The 14,816-nt window shown below is 72.5% G+C and carries 15 protein-coding genes and 4 tRNA genes; 13 read left to right on the forward strand and 6 right to left on the reverse strand.

All coding sequences use genetic code 11. The annotated features are described in order from the left end of the window. Positions 1–69: 69 nt before the first annotated feature. Positions 70–143 (reverse strand) — tRNA-Cys (locus H300_RS0122610). A gap of 27 nt (positions 144–170) precedes the next feature. Further along, positions 171–243: transfer RNA gene (locus H300_RS0122615), tRNA-Gly, on the reverse strand. Between the two features lie 112 nt (positions 244–355). Here H300_RS0122615 and H300_RS0122620 point away from each other — a divergent pair. The 3 genes from H300_RS0122620 to H300_RS0122630 all read left to right on the forward strand — a co-directional run bounded on the left by H300_RS0122620 (position 356) and on the right by H300_RS0122630 (position 3,167). Beyond that, positions 356–1,423, forward strand: a complete 1,068-nt coding sequence (locus tag H300_RS0122620) for a chorismate-binding protein (RefSeq protein ID WP_028429189.1) — start codon at positions 356–358, stop codon at positions 1,421–1,423. Between the two features lie 10 nt (positions 1,424–1,433). Next, positions 1,434–2,252: an aminodeoxychorismate lyase gene (locus H300_RS0122625; RefSeq protein WP_037981701.1), complete on the forward strand. Its 819-nt coding sequence runs from the start codon at positions 1,434–1,436 to the stop codon at positions 2,250–2,252. Between the two features lie 66 nt (positions 2,253–2,318). Continuing rightward, on the forward strand, positions 2,319–3,167 hold the full coding sequence (locus tag H300_RS0122630; RefSeq protein ID WP_028429191.1) for a GNAT family N-acetyltransferase: 849 nt from the start codon (positions 2,319–2,321) through the stop codon (positions 3,165–3,167). 57 nt (positions 3,168–3,224) lie between these two features. On the opposite strand, the gene H300_RS0122635 is transcribed toward H300_RS0122630, so the two are convergent. Continuing rightward, positions 3,225–3,734 carry a DsbA family protein gene (locus H300_RS0122635; RefSeq protein ID WP_028429192.1) on the reverse strand — a complete coding sequence of 170 codons (510 nt, stop codon included), beginning with the start codon at positions 3,732–3,734 and terminating at the stop codon, positions 3,225–3,227. Between the two features lie 141 nt (positions 3,735–3,875). Here H300_RS0122635 and H300_RS0122640 point away from each other — a divergent pair, with 141 nt between their 5' ends. Continuing rightward, positions 3,876–4,382 carry a hypothetical protein gene (locus H300_RS0122640; protein ID WP_028429193.1) on the forward strand — a complete coding sequence of 169 codons (507 nt, stop codon included), beginning with the start codon at positions 3,876–3,878 and terminating at the stop codon, positions 4,380–4,382. A 68-nt stretch (positions 4,383–4,450) separates the two neighbouring features. Beyond that, positions 4,451–4,639: a hypothetical protein gene (locus H300_RS0122645; RefSeq protein ID WP_028429194.1), complete on the forward strand. Its 189-nt coding sequence runs from the start codon at positions 4,451–4,453 to the stop codon at positions 4,637–4,639. A gap of 21 nt (positions 4,640–4,660) precedes the next feature. Here H300_RS0122645 and H300_RS0122650 read toward each other — a convergent pair whose 3' ends face one another. Both H300_RS0122650 and H300_RS0122655 read right to left on the reverse strand, forming a co-directional pair. Then, positions 4,661–5,221, reverse strand: a complete 561-nt coding sequence (locus H300_RS0122650; protein ID WP_028429195.1) for a CGNR zinc finger domain-containing protein — start codon at positions 5,219–5,221, stop codon at positions 4,661–4,663. Positions 5,222–5,407: 186 nt separating this feature from the next. Beyond that, positions 5,408–5,821 carry an SsgA family sporulation/cell division regulator gene (locus tag H300_RS0122655; protein ID WP_003959770.1) on the reverse strand — a complete coding sequence of 138 codons (414 nt, stop codon included), beginning with the start codon at positions 5,819–5,821 and terminating at the stop codon, positions 5,408–5,410. 285 nt (positions 5,822–6,106) lie between these two features. Between H300_RS0122655 and H300_RS0122660 the strand changes: the two genes are divergently transcribed. The 4 genes from H300_RS0122660 (at position 6,107) to H300_RS0122675 (ending at position 9,286) form a co-directional block, all read left to right on the forward strand. Continuing rightward, a tRNA-Val gene (locus H300_RS0122660) sits at positions 6,107–6,178 on the forward strand. 166 nt (positions 6,179–6,344) lie between these two features. Continuing rightward, positions 6,345–6,419: transfer RNA gene (locus tag H300_RS0122665), tRNA-Val, on the forward strand. A 200-nt stretch (positions 6,420–6,619) separates the two neighbouring features. Then, positions 6,620–8,599, forward strand: coding sequence for a threonine--tRNA ligase (gene thrS / locus H300_RS0122670; protein WP_028429196.1), 1,980 nt, complete (start codon positions 6,620–6,622; stop codon positions 8,597–8,599). A gap of 123 nt (positions 8,600–8,722) precedes the next feature. After that, positions 8,723–9,286 carry an HIT family protein gene (locus H300_RS0122675; protein WP_028429197.1) on the forward strand — a complete coding sequence of 188 codons (564 nt, stop codon included), beginning with the start codon at positions 8,723–8,725 and terminating at the stop codon, positions 9,284–9,286. Between the two features lie 25 nt (positions 9,287–9,311). Here the strand turns inward: H300_RS0122675 and H300_RS0122680 are convergent, their stop codons facing one another. Then, positions 9,312–10,979 (reverse strand): hypothetical protein, encoded by a 1,668-nt coding sequence (locus H300_RS0122680; RefSeq protein WP_037981588.1) that lies wholly within the window; start codon positions 10,977–10,979, stop codon positions 9,312–9,314. A 332-nt stretch (positions 10,980–11,311) separates the two neighbouring features. On the opposite strand from H300_RS0122680, the gene pgsA reads away from it, so the two are divergent. From pgsA to H300_RS0122700, 4 genes are read left to right on the forward strand one after another with little or no spacing between them, the layout of a single operon-like run. After that, positions 11,312–12,082 carry a phosphatidylinositol phosphate synthase gene (gene pgsA, locus H300_RS28795; RefSeq protein ID WP_078516238.1) on the forward strand — a complete coding sequence of 257 codons (771 nt, stop codon included), beginning with the start codon at positions 11,312–11,314 and terminating at the stop codon, positions 12,080–12,082. Beyond that, positions 12,079–12,999 (forward strand): phosphatidylinositol mannoside acyltransferase, encoded by a 921-nt coding sequence (locus H300_RS0122690; protein WP_028429199.1) that lies wholly within the window; start codon positions 12,079–12,081, stop codon positions 12,997–12,999. The genes pgsA and H300_RS0122690 overlap by 4 nt, the downstream gene beginning before the upstream one ends. Then, the gene (locus H300_RS0122695) at positions 12,996–14,153 is read left to right on the forward strand and encodes a glycosyltransferase family 4 protein (protein WP_028429200.1); all 1,158 of its coding nucleotides are present in this window, start codon (positions 12,996–12,998) and stop codon (positions 14,151–14,153) included. The genes H300_RS0122690 and H300_RS0122695 overlap by 4 nt, the downstream gene beginning before the upstream one ends. Positions 14,154–14,202: 49 nt before the next feature. Beyond that, complete coding sequence (locus H300_RS0122700) at positions 14,203–14,769, forward strand: membrane protein (RefSeq protein ID WP_028429201.1); 567 nt, start codon at positions 14,203–14,205, stop codon at positions 14,767–14,769. Positions 14,770–14,816: the final 47 nt, after the last annotated feature.

Raw genomic sequence — 14,816 nt, forward strand, 5'->3', positions numbered from 1 at the left:
CGATACTGGGATTGAACCAGTGACCTCTTCCGTGTCAGGGAAGCGCTCTCCCGCTGAGCTAATCGTCCTTGGAGGTGGAGACGGGATTTGAACCCGTGTAGACGGCTTTGCAGGCCGTTGCCTCGCCTCTCGGCCACTCCACCGAGGAGGATCCCGGGGGATCCCCTTCGAGCGGACGACGAGATTCGAACTCGCGACCCTCACCTTGGCAAGGTGATGCTCTACCAACTGAGCTACGTCCGCAGGTGCCGTTGCTCCGGTCCACTGACACAACCGGCGACGTGGTGAACTCTAGCGGATTCCTGGGTCAGCTCAAATTCCGTTCCGCTCCCGGGGGCGCCATAGACTCGAAACCGTGCTCGACCAGGTTCCCCTCGCCCGCTTCGGCCGGCTGCTCGCCTCCGACCTGCGGGATGTCACCAGCGACCCCGCGGCGCTGGACTCGCGCGGGTGGTGGGCGGTGGTCGCCGACTTCGGGGGCCGCCCGGTGTGCGCCCGGTTCGGCGACGTGCGCACCGTACGGCCGGACCCGGCGGACGCCGCCCGGCGGGCCCGCGCCTGGCGCGGACCGGCCGCAGGCGCCTGGTCCACCTCGCTGGACCGGGCGGCCTACGTGGCAGGTGTGGGCCGGGTCCGGGAGCTCATCGCGCGGGGCGAGATCTACCAGGCCAACCTCTGCCGGGTGCTGGAGGCCCCGCTGCCCGACCCGGCGGGCGCGGACGTGGACGCCTTGTCCGCCCTGCTGGAGACCGGCAACCCGGCGCCCTACGCGGGAACCGTCCGGCTGCCGGCCCACGGCGTCGAAGTGGCCACCGCTTCCCCGGAGCTGTACCTCGGGCGCGCCGGCCGGACGGTGGAGTCGGGACCGATCAAGGGCACCGGCCGCACCGCCGCCGACCTGCTCGACAAGGACCGCGCCGAGAACGTGATGATCGTCGACCTGGTCCGCAACGACCTCGGCCGGGTCTGCGCCACCGGAACGGTGCGCGTCCCCTCGCTGTGCGCCGTGGAGCCCCACCCGGGCCTGGTGCACCTGGTGTCCACCGTCCGCGGGGAGCTGGCCCCGGGGGCGGGCTGGTCCGAACTGCTGGCGGGCACCTTCCCGCCCGGCTCGGTGACCGGCGCGCCGAAGGCCAGCGCACTCCGGGTCATCGCCGAGCTGGAGACGGCGCCACGCGGACCCTACTGCGGGGGGATCGGCTGGGTGGACGCCGACCGCGGGACCGGTCGACTCGCCGTGGGCATCAGGACCTTCTGGATCGACCGGGCGTCGGCGGAACGGCCCCTGCTGCGCTTCGGCACCGGCGCCGGCATCACCTGGGGATCGGACCCGCAACACGAATGGGCCGAGACCGAACTCAAGGCCGAGCGCCTGTTGGGGGTAGCGTCGGGGACGTACGCGGGCAACTCGACCGAGAGGTAGGACCGTGACGCTGATCTGGCTGGACGGAAGGCTGCGCGACCCCGACAGCGCGCGGGTCTCCGTCCTCGACCACGGCCTGACCGTCGGCGACGGAGTGTTCGAGACGCTCAAGGCCGTCTCCGGGCGTCCCTTCGCCCTGACCCGGCACCTCGACCGGCTGGCTGCCTCGGCGCGCGGCCTCGGCCTCCCCGAGCCGGACCGGGACGAGGTGCGCCGCGCCTGCGCCGCGGTGCTGGAGGCCGACCCGATGCCGCTCGGACGGCTGCGCATCACCTACACCGGCGGCATCTCCCCGCTCGGCTCCGACCGCGGCGACGCCGGCCCCACTCTCGTGGTGGCCGCCTCCGCGTCGAGCCCGATGTCCGAGTCCACCGCCGCCGTCACCGTTCCCTGGACGCGCAACGAGCGCGGTGCGGTGACCGGCCTGAAGACGACCTCGTACGCCGAGAACGTCGTGGCGCTCGCGCACGCCCGGCGGCAGGCGGCGTCCGAGGCGCTCTTCGCGAACACCGGCGGGCAGCTCTGCGAGGGCACCGGCACCAATGTCTTCGTCGTCCTCGACGGGGAGCTGCACACCCCGCCGACGAGCTCCGGCTGCCTTGCGGGCATTACCCGGGCGCTGGTGCTGGAGTGGACCGGCGCCCGGGAGACGGAGCTGCCGTTCGACGTGCTGGAGCGGGCCGAGGAGGTCTTCCTGACCTCCAGCCTGCGAGACGTCCAGGGTGTACGGCGCCTCGACGGCCGGGAGACGCCGTCGGCGCCGGGCCCCGTGACGACCAAGGCGCGCCGGGTGTTCCAGGAGCGCGCCGCCGCCGACCTCGATCCCTGAGCCGTCGTGCGGGAGGGGCGCGGAATCGAGGAGCGTGCGGCCCCCGCAGCGGGTAGGACTTCCGTCGTGACCACCACGCTGCGCCCGGACGGGCCCGAGAGACACGACGACGCGGGCGGGCGGACCCGCAGGTTCCTCGTCCGGGACAACAACCGCCCCGTCGGCTCGCTGCGCCTGACCACCGCGCGTATCGGCGGCTTCGTGTCGGGCCGGATCCAGGAGTTGACCGTCGACGGGCCCGACCGCCGCCGCGGCCGGGCGACCGTGGCCGTGCTGGCCGCGGAGGAGGTGCTGCGGGACTGGGGCTGCGCCGAGGTGGAGGCGGCGGTGCCGGCCGAGGCCGAGGCGGCACACCACCTGGCGCTCGCCCTGGGCTACCGCCCGCGCAACCACCACCTCCGCAAGGACCTCGGAACGCCGCCCCCGCTCGGCGAGGAGTACGAGGTACGCGCCATGGACGCCGCGGCGTACGAGGTCTGGCGGGCCGGCCGGGACGCCTCCTACGCGCGGTCGTGGCGCGATCGCGGGCTGACGGCCGAGGCGGCCGCCACCAAGGCGCGCGCGGACCACCTGCGGCTGCTGCCGCAGGGTCCTGACACGCCGCGCACCGTGCTGCGCGTGCTCGCGCACCGGGGCGCCGACGTGGGCACGCTCTGGGTGTCGCTGCGTGCCGCGGGTCGGGAGGACGGCTTCGTCTACCTGGTGGAGGTGCACGCCGGGCGCCGGGGCGAGGGGCACGGCCGCGCCCTCATGGAGGCCGCCGAACGCGTGTGCCTGGCGGAGGGCGTCAGGGGTCTGGCGCTGAACGTGTTCGCGGGCAACACCCCCGCCGAGCGGCTGTACCACGCGCTGGACTACCGGCCCGTCACGCACTACCTGGTGAAACCTCTGCCCGGCGCCCGTCCGCCGCATTGACGGCTCCGCGCCCGGGGTGGGGCCTCTGCGAGGCCTCGGGCCGGGCGCCGTGGCCGGTCAGCGCCCGGCGAGCAGCTCGTCGAGCCGGCACTCGATCCGCTCCCGTAGCCCGTCCTGGCTCTGCGAGCCGTCCCAGCGCTCGTCGCCGAGGAGGTACGTCGGGGTGCCTCGGACCCCGAGGGCCTGCCCCTCGGCCTGGTCGGCGTCGACGGCCAGCAGATGGCGTCCGTCGATGAGGGCGGTCCCGATCTCCTCGGCGTCCAGGGCGAGCTCCCGGGCAACCTCCAGCAGCACCGGCTCGCCCCGCTCGCCCAGCGCTCCGGTGCGGGCGAGCAGCGCCTCTGCGTACTCCCGTCCGCGCCCCTGCACGCCGGCCTCCTCGGCGGCCTGGGCCGCTGCCACCGCGTGCCGGTGCTTGGCCAGCGGGAAGTGCCGCAGCCGGACCTCCACTGCGTCCCCGTACCGCTCGCGCAGCGCCCGCAGGTCGCGCTGCGCCCGGTGGCAGTCGGGGCACTGGAGGTCGCACCAGATGTCGAGGACGGGACGGCCGCCGGAGGTGTCGTTCATGCCCACAGTCTGGCAGGAGCCGTGCACGGTGCGCCCTTCCGGGCGCAGTCGGAGCCGCTTCCGGACGGGTTCACCCGGAGATGTCCCCGAAGTTTCCCTCCGGCATGGCGTCGGGCGCCGTGTGCCGGGCAGGATGGAGACATGCTGACCGTGACCGTATGCGCCGCCCTCTCCGCGGCCGGTCTGGCTGTCTCGTTCCTGACTGCCTACCGTCGCCGCTACGCCGCCGCCACCCGCCTGGCGGCCTTCTCGCTGGTGCCCGTCGGGCTGGCGATGGCCGGGCTGGTCGGGCTGGGAGCCTCCGTCGCCCGTGCGGTCGCGTCCTGGGCCGGCGACCTCGTCCTCAAGCCGACGGTCTGGGCCGGCTTCGGTGTGCTTGCGCTGGCGGTGGTCCTCTACCTGGTCTCGCGGTTCGCCCGGTCGCGCTCCCACGGCCAGGAGCCGGCCCGGGACGCGGCCGTCTCGTCCGGGAGCCGTCCGGCAGCCGCAGCTGCCGGGGGTGCCGCCGCGTCGCCGGCGGTCCCGGCGGGCCAAGGCGCCGGCGCGTCTGTAGCGGGGAGCGGCAAGAGGCCCGCCAAGGAGAGCGAAACCACCCAGGGGGATGACTTCTCGGACATCGAAGCGATCCTGAAAAAGCACGGAATCTGATGAACTCCGAGGTCGCGCAGGCATTTTGAGCCTCCAGAAGGTGTCGGCTGCGCCATCATCACGGCGAGATGCCGTACAACCCCGGGGACTTCACCCCGCCTCCCGCGCAGAACCCGTCCGACGTCGACTCCGGGCCCGCCGACCCGGAGCCCCAGGGGTGCCTCTTCGCCCTCTCCCAACCCCCGCTGATGTTCTTCCTGGCCCTGATCGGGGCGCTCCTGCTGCTCACGGCGGTGCATGACCTGTTCCTGCTGTGACCCCGCGGGCCGGGGGCGGGTTCAGGCGCCGCCTGCCTCGCGCTGCCGTGCCCGGTAGGCGGCCACGTGCAGGCGGTTTCCGCAGGTGCGGCTGTCGCAGTAGCGGCGGGAGCGGTTCCGGGACAGGTCGATGAAGGCCCGGCGGCAGTCGGGGGCGGCGCAGCGACGCAGCCGCTCGCGCTCCCCGGCGACGATGAGGAAGCCGAGTGCCATCCCCCCGTCGGCCGCGAGGTGCTCGGCCACCGAGGCACCGGGTGCGAAGTAGTGCACGTGCCAGTCGTAGCCGTCGTGGTCGGTGAGCTGCGGGGTGGTGCCGGCCTCGGCCACCAGGGTGTTGATGAGCGTCGCGGCGGCCCGCGCACCGGGCGCCGCGAAGACCGCCGCAAACCGGCCCCGGACCTCGCGGACGGCATCGAGGTCGGGCTCCCGGAGTTCGCCCACCCCGCTGACGTCGTTGCGCCGGACGAAGTCGCGGAGCGCCGGCAGGCTCGTGAGCGTGTCGGGGGTGTCCGCGTCCGGTGCCGTGTTGAGGAGGTCGACCACGTTGTCGAGCGCGCACCGGGTGTCGTGGTTGATCAGCACGGTCGCTCCCTGGCCGCTGTGGAGACGGCTTTCCTGTGGCGGTCACTGTTGCCGGGAGACTCTAGCCGCTCGCATGGCGAAGACGCCGTCCGCACGTGCGGACGGCGCCTTGACTGGCCAGGCGGTTCTCCCACCGGGCCCGCGCCGTCGCCCCGAGTCGGACGGCGCGGGTGGGCCGGTGGGGCGTCAGCTCTCGGCGAGGATGTGCGAGAGCTCTGTGTCGAGGTCGAAGTGTCGGTGTTCGGTGCCGGGAGGCACGGCTGCGTCCGTTCGCTTCAGGAACGACTCCAGGGCCCGTGCGGGGGCCTCCAGCAGTGCTTCGCCCTCCGGTGAGCTGAGGGCGATGCAGACGACGCCCTGCCCGTGGCTTCGGGAGGGCCAGACACGGACGTCACCGGTGCCGGTGGGTCGGTGCAGGCCTTCGGCGAGGAGATCGCGGGCGAATACCCACTCGACGGTCTCCTCGGCTCCGGTGTGGAAGGTGGCGTGCACGGCGTAGGGGTCGGCCGTGTCATACCGCAGGCCCGCAGGTACGGGCAGGGAGGACTCGCTCGATACAACGAGGCGCAGGTGCAGCTCGCAGCTGACCGTGGTGTTCATAAGCGCCCAGGCCTTTCGCTCAGTGTGCGCTCGGGGATTCGCACGTCGGCGAAATCGACATGCCACCTGCGGGTCGCTTGTAAACCCCTCTGACGGATTTGTGAGGCTTGAAGTCGTTCGTACAGCGGGCAGCGGGTTTGTCCGGTACCGCCGATCCAGTGAACGGCCTCCGCGGCCCGTGCGGACCTCCGGGCCCTCCTCGCGGGCGACCGTCCCGGGGCGCCGGGGCGGTCCTGGCGAGCCCCGCGGATGCGGTAGTGTCTTCCGCGTGCCGCAGGGCACCGCGGGCGATTAGCTCAGTGGAAGAGCGCTTCGTTCACACCGAAGAGGTCACTGGTTCGAACCCAGTATCGCCCACGTCCGCACGGGATCGGCAGGCAGTGCCCCGCCGGTCCCGCTCTGCGTTGCGGGCCGCTCGGGCGTCGCGTGGACCGGGGCCGCGACCCCGGGACGAACGCGCGGAACGCGGTTTGGACGAGGCTGGGCGGCCCTGTATGGTTCTGTCCGTGCCGCAGGGCGCCGCGGGCGATTAGCTCAGTGGAAGAGCGCTTCGTTCACACCGAAGAGGTCACTGGTTCGAACCCAGTATCGCCCACCACTCGCGAGGGTCGGTCCGTCGTCACGACGGACCGACCCTCGCGTGCTCTCCCGGGCGGCCCGCCCACCGGCCCAGTCCGGGAACGCCTCCCGCCGTCCGGGCCCGGGAACCGTTTCGCACCGGGGGTGCCGTTCTCGGTACGATTCGCCCGGCGCCCGGCGCACGTCGGCGCTGACGCAGCACGAGTCAGGAGAAACCCGGTGTCAGACGTCCGTGTGATGATCCAACGCGATTCCGAGCGGGAAGAGCGCGTGGTGACCACGGGCACGACGGCCGCCGAGCTGTTCCCCGGGGAGCGCACCGTCGTCGCCGTCCGGGTGTCCGGCGAGTTGCGCGACCTGGCCCACGAGGTCGCCGAAGGCGACACCGTCGAGCCGGTCGAGATGTCCAGCCCGGACGGACTGGACATCCTGCGGCACTCCGCCGCCCACGTGATGGCCCAGGCGGTGCAGCAGCTCTTCCCGGAAGCCCGGCTCGGTATCGGCCCCCCGGTCAAGGACGGCTTCTACTACGACTTCGACGTGGAGCAGCCCTTCCAGCCGGAAGACCTCAGGCGCATCGAGAAGAAGATGCAGGAGATCGTCAAGCGCGGGCAGCGCTTCTCGCGCCGGGTCACCACGGACGAGGACGCCCGGCAGGAGCTCGCCGACGAGCCGTACAAGCTGGAGCTGATCGGGCTCAAGGGCTCGGCGGCCGACGCGGCCGAGGGCGCGTCCGCCGAGGTCGGCGCCGGTGAGCTGACGATCTACGACAACCTGGACCCGCGGACCGGCGAGCTGTGCTGGAAGGACCTCTGCCGGGGCCCGCACCTGCCGACCACCCGCAACATCCCGGCCGTGAAGCTGATGCGCTCGGCGGCCGCCTACTGGCGCGGCAGTGAGAAGAACAAGCAGCTCCAGCGGATCTACGGGACCGCGTGGCCGACCAAGGACGAGCTCAAGGCGCACCTGGAGTTCCTCGCGGAGGCCGAGAAGCGCGACCACCGCAAGCTCGGCGCCGAGCTGGACCTCTTCTCCGTGCCGGAGGAGATCGGCTCCGGCCTGGCGGTCTTCCACCCCAAGGGCGGAATCGTCCGCCGCACCATGGAGGACTACTCGCGGCGGCGCCACGAGGAGGAGGGGTACGAGTTCGTCTACACCCCTCACGCCACCAAGGGCACCCTGTTCGAGAAGTCCGGCCACCTGGACTGGTACGCCGACGGCATGTACCCGCCCATGCAGCTCGACGAGGGCCAGGACTACTACCTCAAGCCCATGAACTGCCCGATGCACAACCTGATCTTCGACGCCCGGGGACGCTCCTACCGCGAACTGCCGCTCCGGCTGTTCGAGTTCGGCACGGTCTACCGGTACGAGAAGTCCGGCGTGGTGCACGGTCTGACCCGGGCGCGGGGCTTCACCCAGGATGACGCGCACATCTACTGCACCCGTGAGCAGATGGCCGACGAGCTCGACTCGCTCCTCACCTTCGTGCTCAACCTGCTGCGGGACTACGGCCTGGAGGACTTCTACCTGGAGCTCTCCACCAAGGACCCGGAGAAGTACATCGGCTCGGACGAGAACTGGGAGCAGGCCACCGAGGCGCTCCGGCAGGCCGCCGGCAAGCAGGGCCTGGATCTCGTCATGGACCCGGCCGGTGCCGCCTTCTACGGTCCGAAGATCTCGGTGCAGGCCAGGGACGCGATCGGCCGCACCTGGCAGATGTCGACCATCCAGGTCGACTTCAACCTGCCGGACCGGTTCGACCTGGAGTACACCGCCGCCGACGGGAGCCGACAGCGCCCCGTGATGATCCACCGGGCACTGTTCGGGTCGATCGAGCGGTTCTTCGCGGTACTGCTGGAGCACTACGCGGGCGCCTTCCCCGCGTGGCTCGCCCCCGTGCAGGCGGTCGGCATCCCGATCGGCGACGACCACGTCCCCTACCTCCGGGAGTTCGCCGCCGCGGCGCGGGCCGAGGGCCTGCGAGTGGAGGTCGACGCCTCTTCGGACCGGATGCAGAAAAAGATCCGCAACGCGCAGAAGTCCAAGGTGCCGTACATGCTCATCGCGGGCGACGAGGACATCGCCGCCGGCGCCGTGAGTTTCCGCTACCGCGACGGCACGCAGCGCAACGGCGTCCCCACAAACGAGGCGCTCGCCGAGCTGCGCACGGCGGTCCGGGAGCGCTCCGGGGCCTGAGAAACGCCCCCCCCGCGCCTCCCCCGGCCGCCTCAGCGGCCGGGGGAGGCGCGGGCGCCCGGGCCGGGCCGCGCAAAGGCCCGCCCGTGGCGCCCGGCCGACGCACCGCGGTGCGGACGTCCTATGCTGAGCGGCATGAGCAGCGAGCCGGAGCAGCAGATCGGGGTAGGCACGGCGGACGCGTTCCAGCGCATGTGGACGCCGCACCGGATGGCGTACATCCAGGGGGAGAACAAACCCAGCGGGCCCGGCGCCGGCGACGGCTGCCCGTTCTGCGCCATCCCCGGCAAGAGCGACGAGGACGGCCTGGTCCTCGCGCGCGGCGAGCGCGTCTACGCGGTGCTCAACCTGTACCCGTACAACGGCGGTCACCTCATGGTGGTGCCGTTCCGGCACGTCGCCGACTACCCGGATCTCGACGCCGCGGAGACCGCGGAACTCGGCGCCTTCACCCAGCAGGCGATGCGGGTCCTGCGCACCGCGTCCGGCGCGCACGGCTTCAACATCGGGATGAACCAGGGCGGGGTCGCCGGAGCGGGCATCGCGGCCCACCTCCACCAGCACGTGGTGCCCCGCTGGGGCGGCGACACCAACTTCATGCCGGTCGTCGGGCACACCCGGATTCTCCCGCAGCTCCTCGGCGACACCCGGCGGATGCTCGCCGAGACCTGGCGGACGTCCGCCTGAGCGCCTCCGGGGCCGCCGCCGCGGTTCAGACGGAGTAGTCGTCGCTGTTCCCGGGGCTGGGAGCCTGTACCGCACCGCTGAGGCCGGACGAGCGGGCGCCGAACTTCTCGGTGTCCACGCCGTTCTCCTCCAGCACCCGGAACGCCGCCGAGTGCACCACCCGCAGTACCGGGGCGGCGGCGCGCAGCGCGTCGTCGGCCATGAACCGGTGCCGCCAGGGCTTGTCCGCCCAGACGTGGCGGAGCCCGAACGGCTCGGGCAGCACCAGCTTGCCGCCGAGGAAGTCCAGCACGGGTGGGAACCAGGTCAGCGGAGCGCGCGCAGCGAGCCGCACCACCTCGCGGGCCTGCACCAGGGGCAGCGGGACCTTCTTCGTCTCCCAGAACCGGAAGGTCTTGGAGACCTCCTTCTCCTTCGCCGCGGGCTTCGTGGTGAAGAACGGGTTCACCGGGCCCAGCGCGTGGCCCGTCACCTCGATGCGCAGCGTCTGGTGGAGCACCGTGACCGTGATCAGCATCGTCAGTACCAGCTGGCCGTCCCACAGCACCCACTGCACTCCCAGGTAGTGTCGGTCGCCGCTGCCGAACTGCTGTTCGTTGCAGATCCGCTGGACCTCGAAGTCGCGGACCCGGGAGCCCTCGACCTCCTGGCCCTCGGGCCTGGAGACCGCCTTGGCGCCCTCGCCCACCGGGGAGACGATCCAGTGCCGGATGGACGGCTTGGGGAAGCCGCCGGTGTGCAGGGGGCCGCGCTCCAGCATCCGGAGCTGGTCCTGGATGGCCCTGACGACATCCCAGCTCCGGAAGCCGTTGATGTCGTCGACGTCCTTGCGGGGCACCAGGTCCTCGGCCAGGTTCCAGCCGCCCCAGCGCGTGCCCATGCCCAGTATGCCCTTGGGGCCGGCGTAGAAGACCACGTTGCTCGCCTGCTCGGACTGGAGCTCGACCAGCGCCTGCCGCAGCCGCTCGGCCTCCGCGTCCCCGGGGTTCTGCGGTACCGCCTCCGGGATGCGGGCGCCGACTCCGACGCTGCCGAGCAGCGCCTGCCAGTTCTCCCGCAGGCTCCTGGCGGAACGCTCGCAGATCTGCTTGGCCCACAGCCAGCCGATCACCGGCGCCACCAGCATCGCCCGCAGGTAGAGGGCCAGCAGCCCGTCGACCGGGAGCTGCACCGCGGCCAGGACGACCAGGCCGGCCAGGGCGACGAGGGCCCCCGCCCCGACCGCGCCCGCCCTGCGGTCCTTGGAGCCGGCCAGCGAGCGCCGGAGCTGGAAACCGGCCAGCCAGAGAAGCACACCCGGCAGGAAGAGCACGCCGAAGACGAGCATGACCACCGTGAGCCGGGTGTCCCGGGCCTTGCGGATCCGGTTCGCGGCCAGGCAGTGGTCCACCACGGACTGGGTGTCGATGCCGAAGGACTGGATCAGCGGAGCCCGGCCCTTGCCCAACATCCGCGACTGCACCGCGCGGGAGAACGCCTCCCCCAGGTTCGGCTCGAAAAGGGAGAGCTTCGCCGGCTTGACCACGGTGTCCTCGTTGGCCGCGGACAGCCCGTCGACCGCCGTGTCGCGGTAGGCAGCGGAGGCCAGGGCCTGGGTGGCCGCGGTCTTGCCGGAGCTGCCGGACAGCGGCACCTGGGCGCCAGGGCTGAAGCCGACCTCCACACCGTGCTGCTGGTCATCGAAGCCCGCCACGTATGCCCCCACTTCCCTCGGCACCGGCTGCTGCCATGGCAGTTCCCCGCAGCGTGGCGCCGCACACTTTCTGCCCTGCTGCCAGCGTATCGGGCCCGGCCCGGCCACCCGCCCCGGTTCGGGGAAATGCTGCGGGAGTTGACGGTGTGTCGGATCATGACGTCCGGGACGCGGGCACGGCGGACGCGCCCGGCCCGGGGCCGGTGCCGGCGGCCCGGACGTCCGCGGGCCGCCGGCCGCGATCCGTTCGCGGAGCCCGGGCGGGGCCTGGCTACGATGGGGCCGCCGGTGGCCCAACGCCACCCGGCTCGCACACGACCATCGGGACAGCCATGCTGAACAAGTACGCGCGTGCTTTCTTCACGCGTGTCCTCACCCCGTTCGCCGCTCTGCTGCTGCGTCTGGGCGTGAGCCCGGACGCCGTCACGATGGTGGGAACCGCCGGTGTGGCCACCGGCGCGCTGGTGTTCTATCCGCAGGGCTCCTTCTTCTGGGGCACCGTCTTCATCACCGTCTTCGTCTTCTCCGACATGATCGACGGCACGATGGCGCGCCAGACCGGTGTCTCCAGGCGGTGGGGAGCCTTCCTCGACTCGACCCTCGACCGGGTCGCCGACGCGGCGGTCTTCGGGGGGATCGCGCTCTGGTACGCGGGCGAGGGCGACAACGTGCTGCTCTGCGCGGTCGCGATCTTCTGCCTGGCGAGCGGCCAGGTGGTGTCCTACACCAAGGCGCGGGGAGAGAGTATCGGCCTGCCGGTCCGGGTGAACGGACTGGTGGAGCGCGCCGAGCGGATGGTCGTCACGCTGGTGCTGACGGGGCTCTCCGGGTTCGAGATCTTCGGCGTGCCCCACATCCAGCTGCTGCTGCCGATCGCCCTCTGGGCGGTGGCCGCCGGGAGCCTGGTCACCCTCGTCCAGCGGATGGTCACCGTGCGGCGGGAGGCAGCAGAGGCGGACGCCGCGTCCCCGCTCGCGCCGCCCGCCCCTCCGGCGGCCGGGAGCCCCTCCGCGTCCTCCGACACCGCCGCCCGTGCCGAGGCACCGCGCACCGACGCCGGGCGCACCGACCCGGACGCCGGGCGGGAAGGCGGCCGGGGATGAGGGAACGAGTCGCCGGCGGCCTCTACGGGCTCGGCTGGGGCGCGGTGAAGCGGCTGCCCGAAGGGGCCGCGGTACGCCTGGGCCGAACCGTCGCGGACCGCACCTGGAAGCGGCGTGGCCGGGCGGTGCGGCAACTGGAGGCCAACCTTTCCCGAGTGGTCCCGCACGCGGGACCGCAGGAACTCGCGGACCTCTCCAGGGCCGGGATGCGCTCCTACCTCCGCTACTGGGTGGAGTCCTTCCGGCTCCCCGCCTGGGACCCCGAGCGGCTCGGCGGCAGCGTGGAGATCACCGACATCCACCGCCTCCACGACGGACTGGCCGCCGGGCGGGGCGTCGTCCTCGCCCTGCCGCACATGGCCAACTGGGACCTCGCCGGCGCCTGGCTCGCCACCCATCAGGGCATCCCGTTCACCACGGTCGCCGAGCGGCTGAAGCCGGAGAGCCTCTACGACCGCTTCGTCGCCTACCGCGAGAGTCTCGGCATGGAGGTGCTGCCGCACACCGGCGGTACCACGTTCGGGACCCTCGCCCGCCGGCTGCGGGCCGGCGGGCTCATCGCCCTGGTCGCCGACCGCGACCTCTCGGCGGCGGGGCTGGAGGTCTCGTTCTTCGGCGAGACGACCAGGATGCCCGGCGGCCCCGCGCTGCTCGCCCAGCAGACCGGGGCGCTGCTTCTGCCCGTCAACCTCTGGTTCGACGAGACGGCCACCATGAAGGGGTACGTGCACCCTCCGGTGGACGTACCCGCGCTCGGCAGCCGCAAGGAGAAGGCGCAGGCGATGACCCAGACGATGGCCGACGCCTTCGCCCACGGCATCGCCCGCCACCCCGAGGACTGGCACATGCTGCAACGGCTCTGGCTCGCCGACCTGGAGACCTCACCCCGGGCCCCGGCCGGATCGGAGCAGCCGTGAGGATCGGCATCGTCTGTCCCTACTCCTGGGACGTTCCCGGAGGGGTCCAGTTCCACATCAGGGACTTGGCGGAGCACCTGCTCCGGCTGGGCCACCACGTCTCGGTGCTGGCGCCGGCCGACGACGACACCCCGCTGCCGGACTACGTCGTGTCGGCCGGGCGCGCGGTGCCGGTGCCCTACAACGGCTCGGTGGCGCGGCTGAACTTCGGCTTCCTGTCCGCCACCCGGGCCCGGCGCTGGGTCAACGAGGGCGACTTCGAGGTCCTGCACATCCACGAGCCGGCCGCGCCCTCGCTCGCACTGCTCGCCTGCTGGGCGGCCCGCGGCCCGATGGTCGCCACGTTCCACACCTCCAACCCCAGGTCCCGGGCAATGATCGCCGCCTACCCGATCCTGCAACCGGCCCTGGAGAAGATCAGCGCCCGGATCGCGGTCAGCGAGTACGCCCGGCGCACGCTTGTGGAGCACCTCGGCGGTGACGCGGTGGTCATTCCCAACGGCGTGGACGTGGACTTCTTCGCGGACGCCGAGCCGAAGGCCGAGTGGCAGGGCGACACGATCGGCTTCATCGGCCGGATCGACGAGTCGCGCAAGGGCCTGCCCGTCCTGATGCGGGCGCTGCCCGCGATCCTCGACGCCCGGCCGCAGGCCCGCCTGCTGGTGGCGGGCCGGGGTGACGAGGAAGAGGCGGTCGACGGCCTGCCCGCGGAGTACCGCGACCGGGTGGAGTTCCTGGGGATGGTCAGCGACGAGGACAAGGCCCGGCTGTTGCGCAGCGTGGACGTGTACGTGGCGCCCAACCTCGGCGGCGAGAGCTTCGGCATCATCCTCGTGGAGGCGATGTCGGCGGGCGCGCCGGTCCTGGCCAGCGATCTCGACGCCTTCGCGCAGGTGCTGGACGGGGGAGCGGCCGGCCGGTTGTTCTCCAGCGGGGACGCGGCGGGGCTGGCGGCGGCCGCCGTCGAGCTGCTCGGCGACCCGCGGCGGCGCAAGGAGCTCCAGGACCTCGCTGCGCGCCACGTGCGCCGCTTCGACTGGTCCACCGTCGGTGCGGACATCCTGGCGGTCTACGAGACGGTTGCCGAGGGCGCCTCCACGGTGGCGGCCGACGACCGGGCGAGGCAGCTCGGCCGGCTGCGGCTGTGGAACTGAGGGCGGACCGCGCTTCGGCGCGGTGCCGGTACTGTGGCCTGCCGTGAGCATGTTCCTCTGGCTTTTCTGGATCACCGCCGCGCTGCTGCTGCTCGGCGTCTACCTGAGCTGGACAGCGGGCCGGCTGGATCGGCTGCACGCCCGGATCGACGCCTCCCGGGCGGCGCTGGACGCCCAGTTGCTGCGCCGTGCCTCCATCGCCCAGGAACTCGCGACCTCCGGCGTCTTCGATCCGGCGGCCTCGATGGTGCTCTACCGGGCCGCCCACGACGCCCGGCTTGCGGAGGAGGAGGAGCAGCGCGAGGTGGCCGAGAGCGAACTCAGCCAGGCTCTTCGGGCGGTCTTCGCGGACAGCGCCCAGGTGGCGGAGATGCGCGCGGTGCCGGGCGGCGAGGACACCGCGGCCGAACTGGTCGCGGCCGTCCGGCGGGTCCCGATGGCGCGCAGGTTCCACAACGACTCGGTCCGGGCGGCCCGGGCGCTGCGTCGGTACCGCACGGTGCGCTGGCTCCGGCTCGCCGGGCACTCGAGGGTCCCGGTGGCCTTCGAGATGGACGACGAGCCGCCACCGGCCCTCGCCGACCGTGCCGCGACCCTGCCCGGCGAGAGCCACTGACCGCGGATTGGCCCTTTTCGTCACTGGAGCCCGGGGCGTTCCCTGAG

Source organism: Streptomyces sp. TAA040 (genome assembly GCF_000424845.1).

Bases quoted from the DNA above. Each gene is read 5' to 3' on its own strand.
- pgsA (WP_078516238.1), top strand. From the start codon at position 11,312: ATGCTGAACAAGTACGCGCGTGCTTTCTTCACGCGTGTCCTCACCCCG.
- H300_RS0122635 (WP_028429192.1), bottom strand. From the start codon at position 3,734: ATGAACGACACCTCCGGCGGCCGTCCCGTCCTCGACATCTGGTGCGAC.
- H300_RS0122700 (WP_028429201.1), top strand. From the start codon at position 14,203: ATGTTCCTCTGGCTTTTCTGGATCACCGCCGCGCTGCTGCTGCTCGGC.
- H300_RS0122645 (WP_028429194.1), top strand. From the start codon at position 4,451: ATGCCGTACAACCCCGGGGACTTCACCCCGCCTCCCGCGCAGAACCCG.
- H300_RS0122690 (WP_028429199.1), top strand. From the start codon at position 12,079: ATGAGGGAACGAGTCGCCGGCGGCCTCTACGGGCTCGGCTGGGGCGCG.
- H300_RS0122655 (WP_003959770.1), bottom strand. From the start codon at position 5,821: ATGAACACCACGGTCAGCTGCGAGCTGCACCTGCGCCTCGTTGTATCG.
- H300_RS0122640 (WP_028429193.1), top strand. From the start codon at position 3,876: ATGCTGACCGTGACCGTATGCGCCGCCCTCTCCGCGGCCGGTCTGGCT.
- H300_RS0122675 (WP_028429197.1), top strand. From the start codon at position 8,723: ATGCTGAGCGGCATGAGCAGCGAGCCGGAGCAGCAGATCGGGGTAGGC.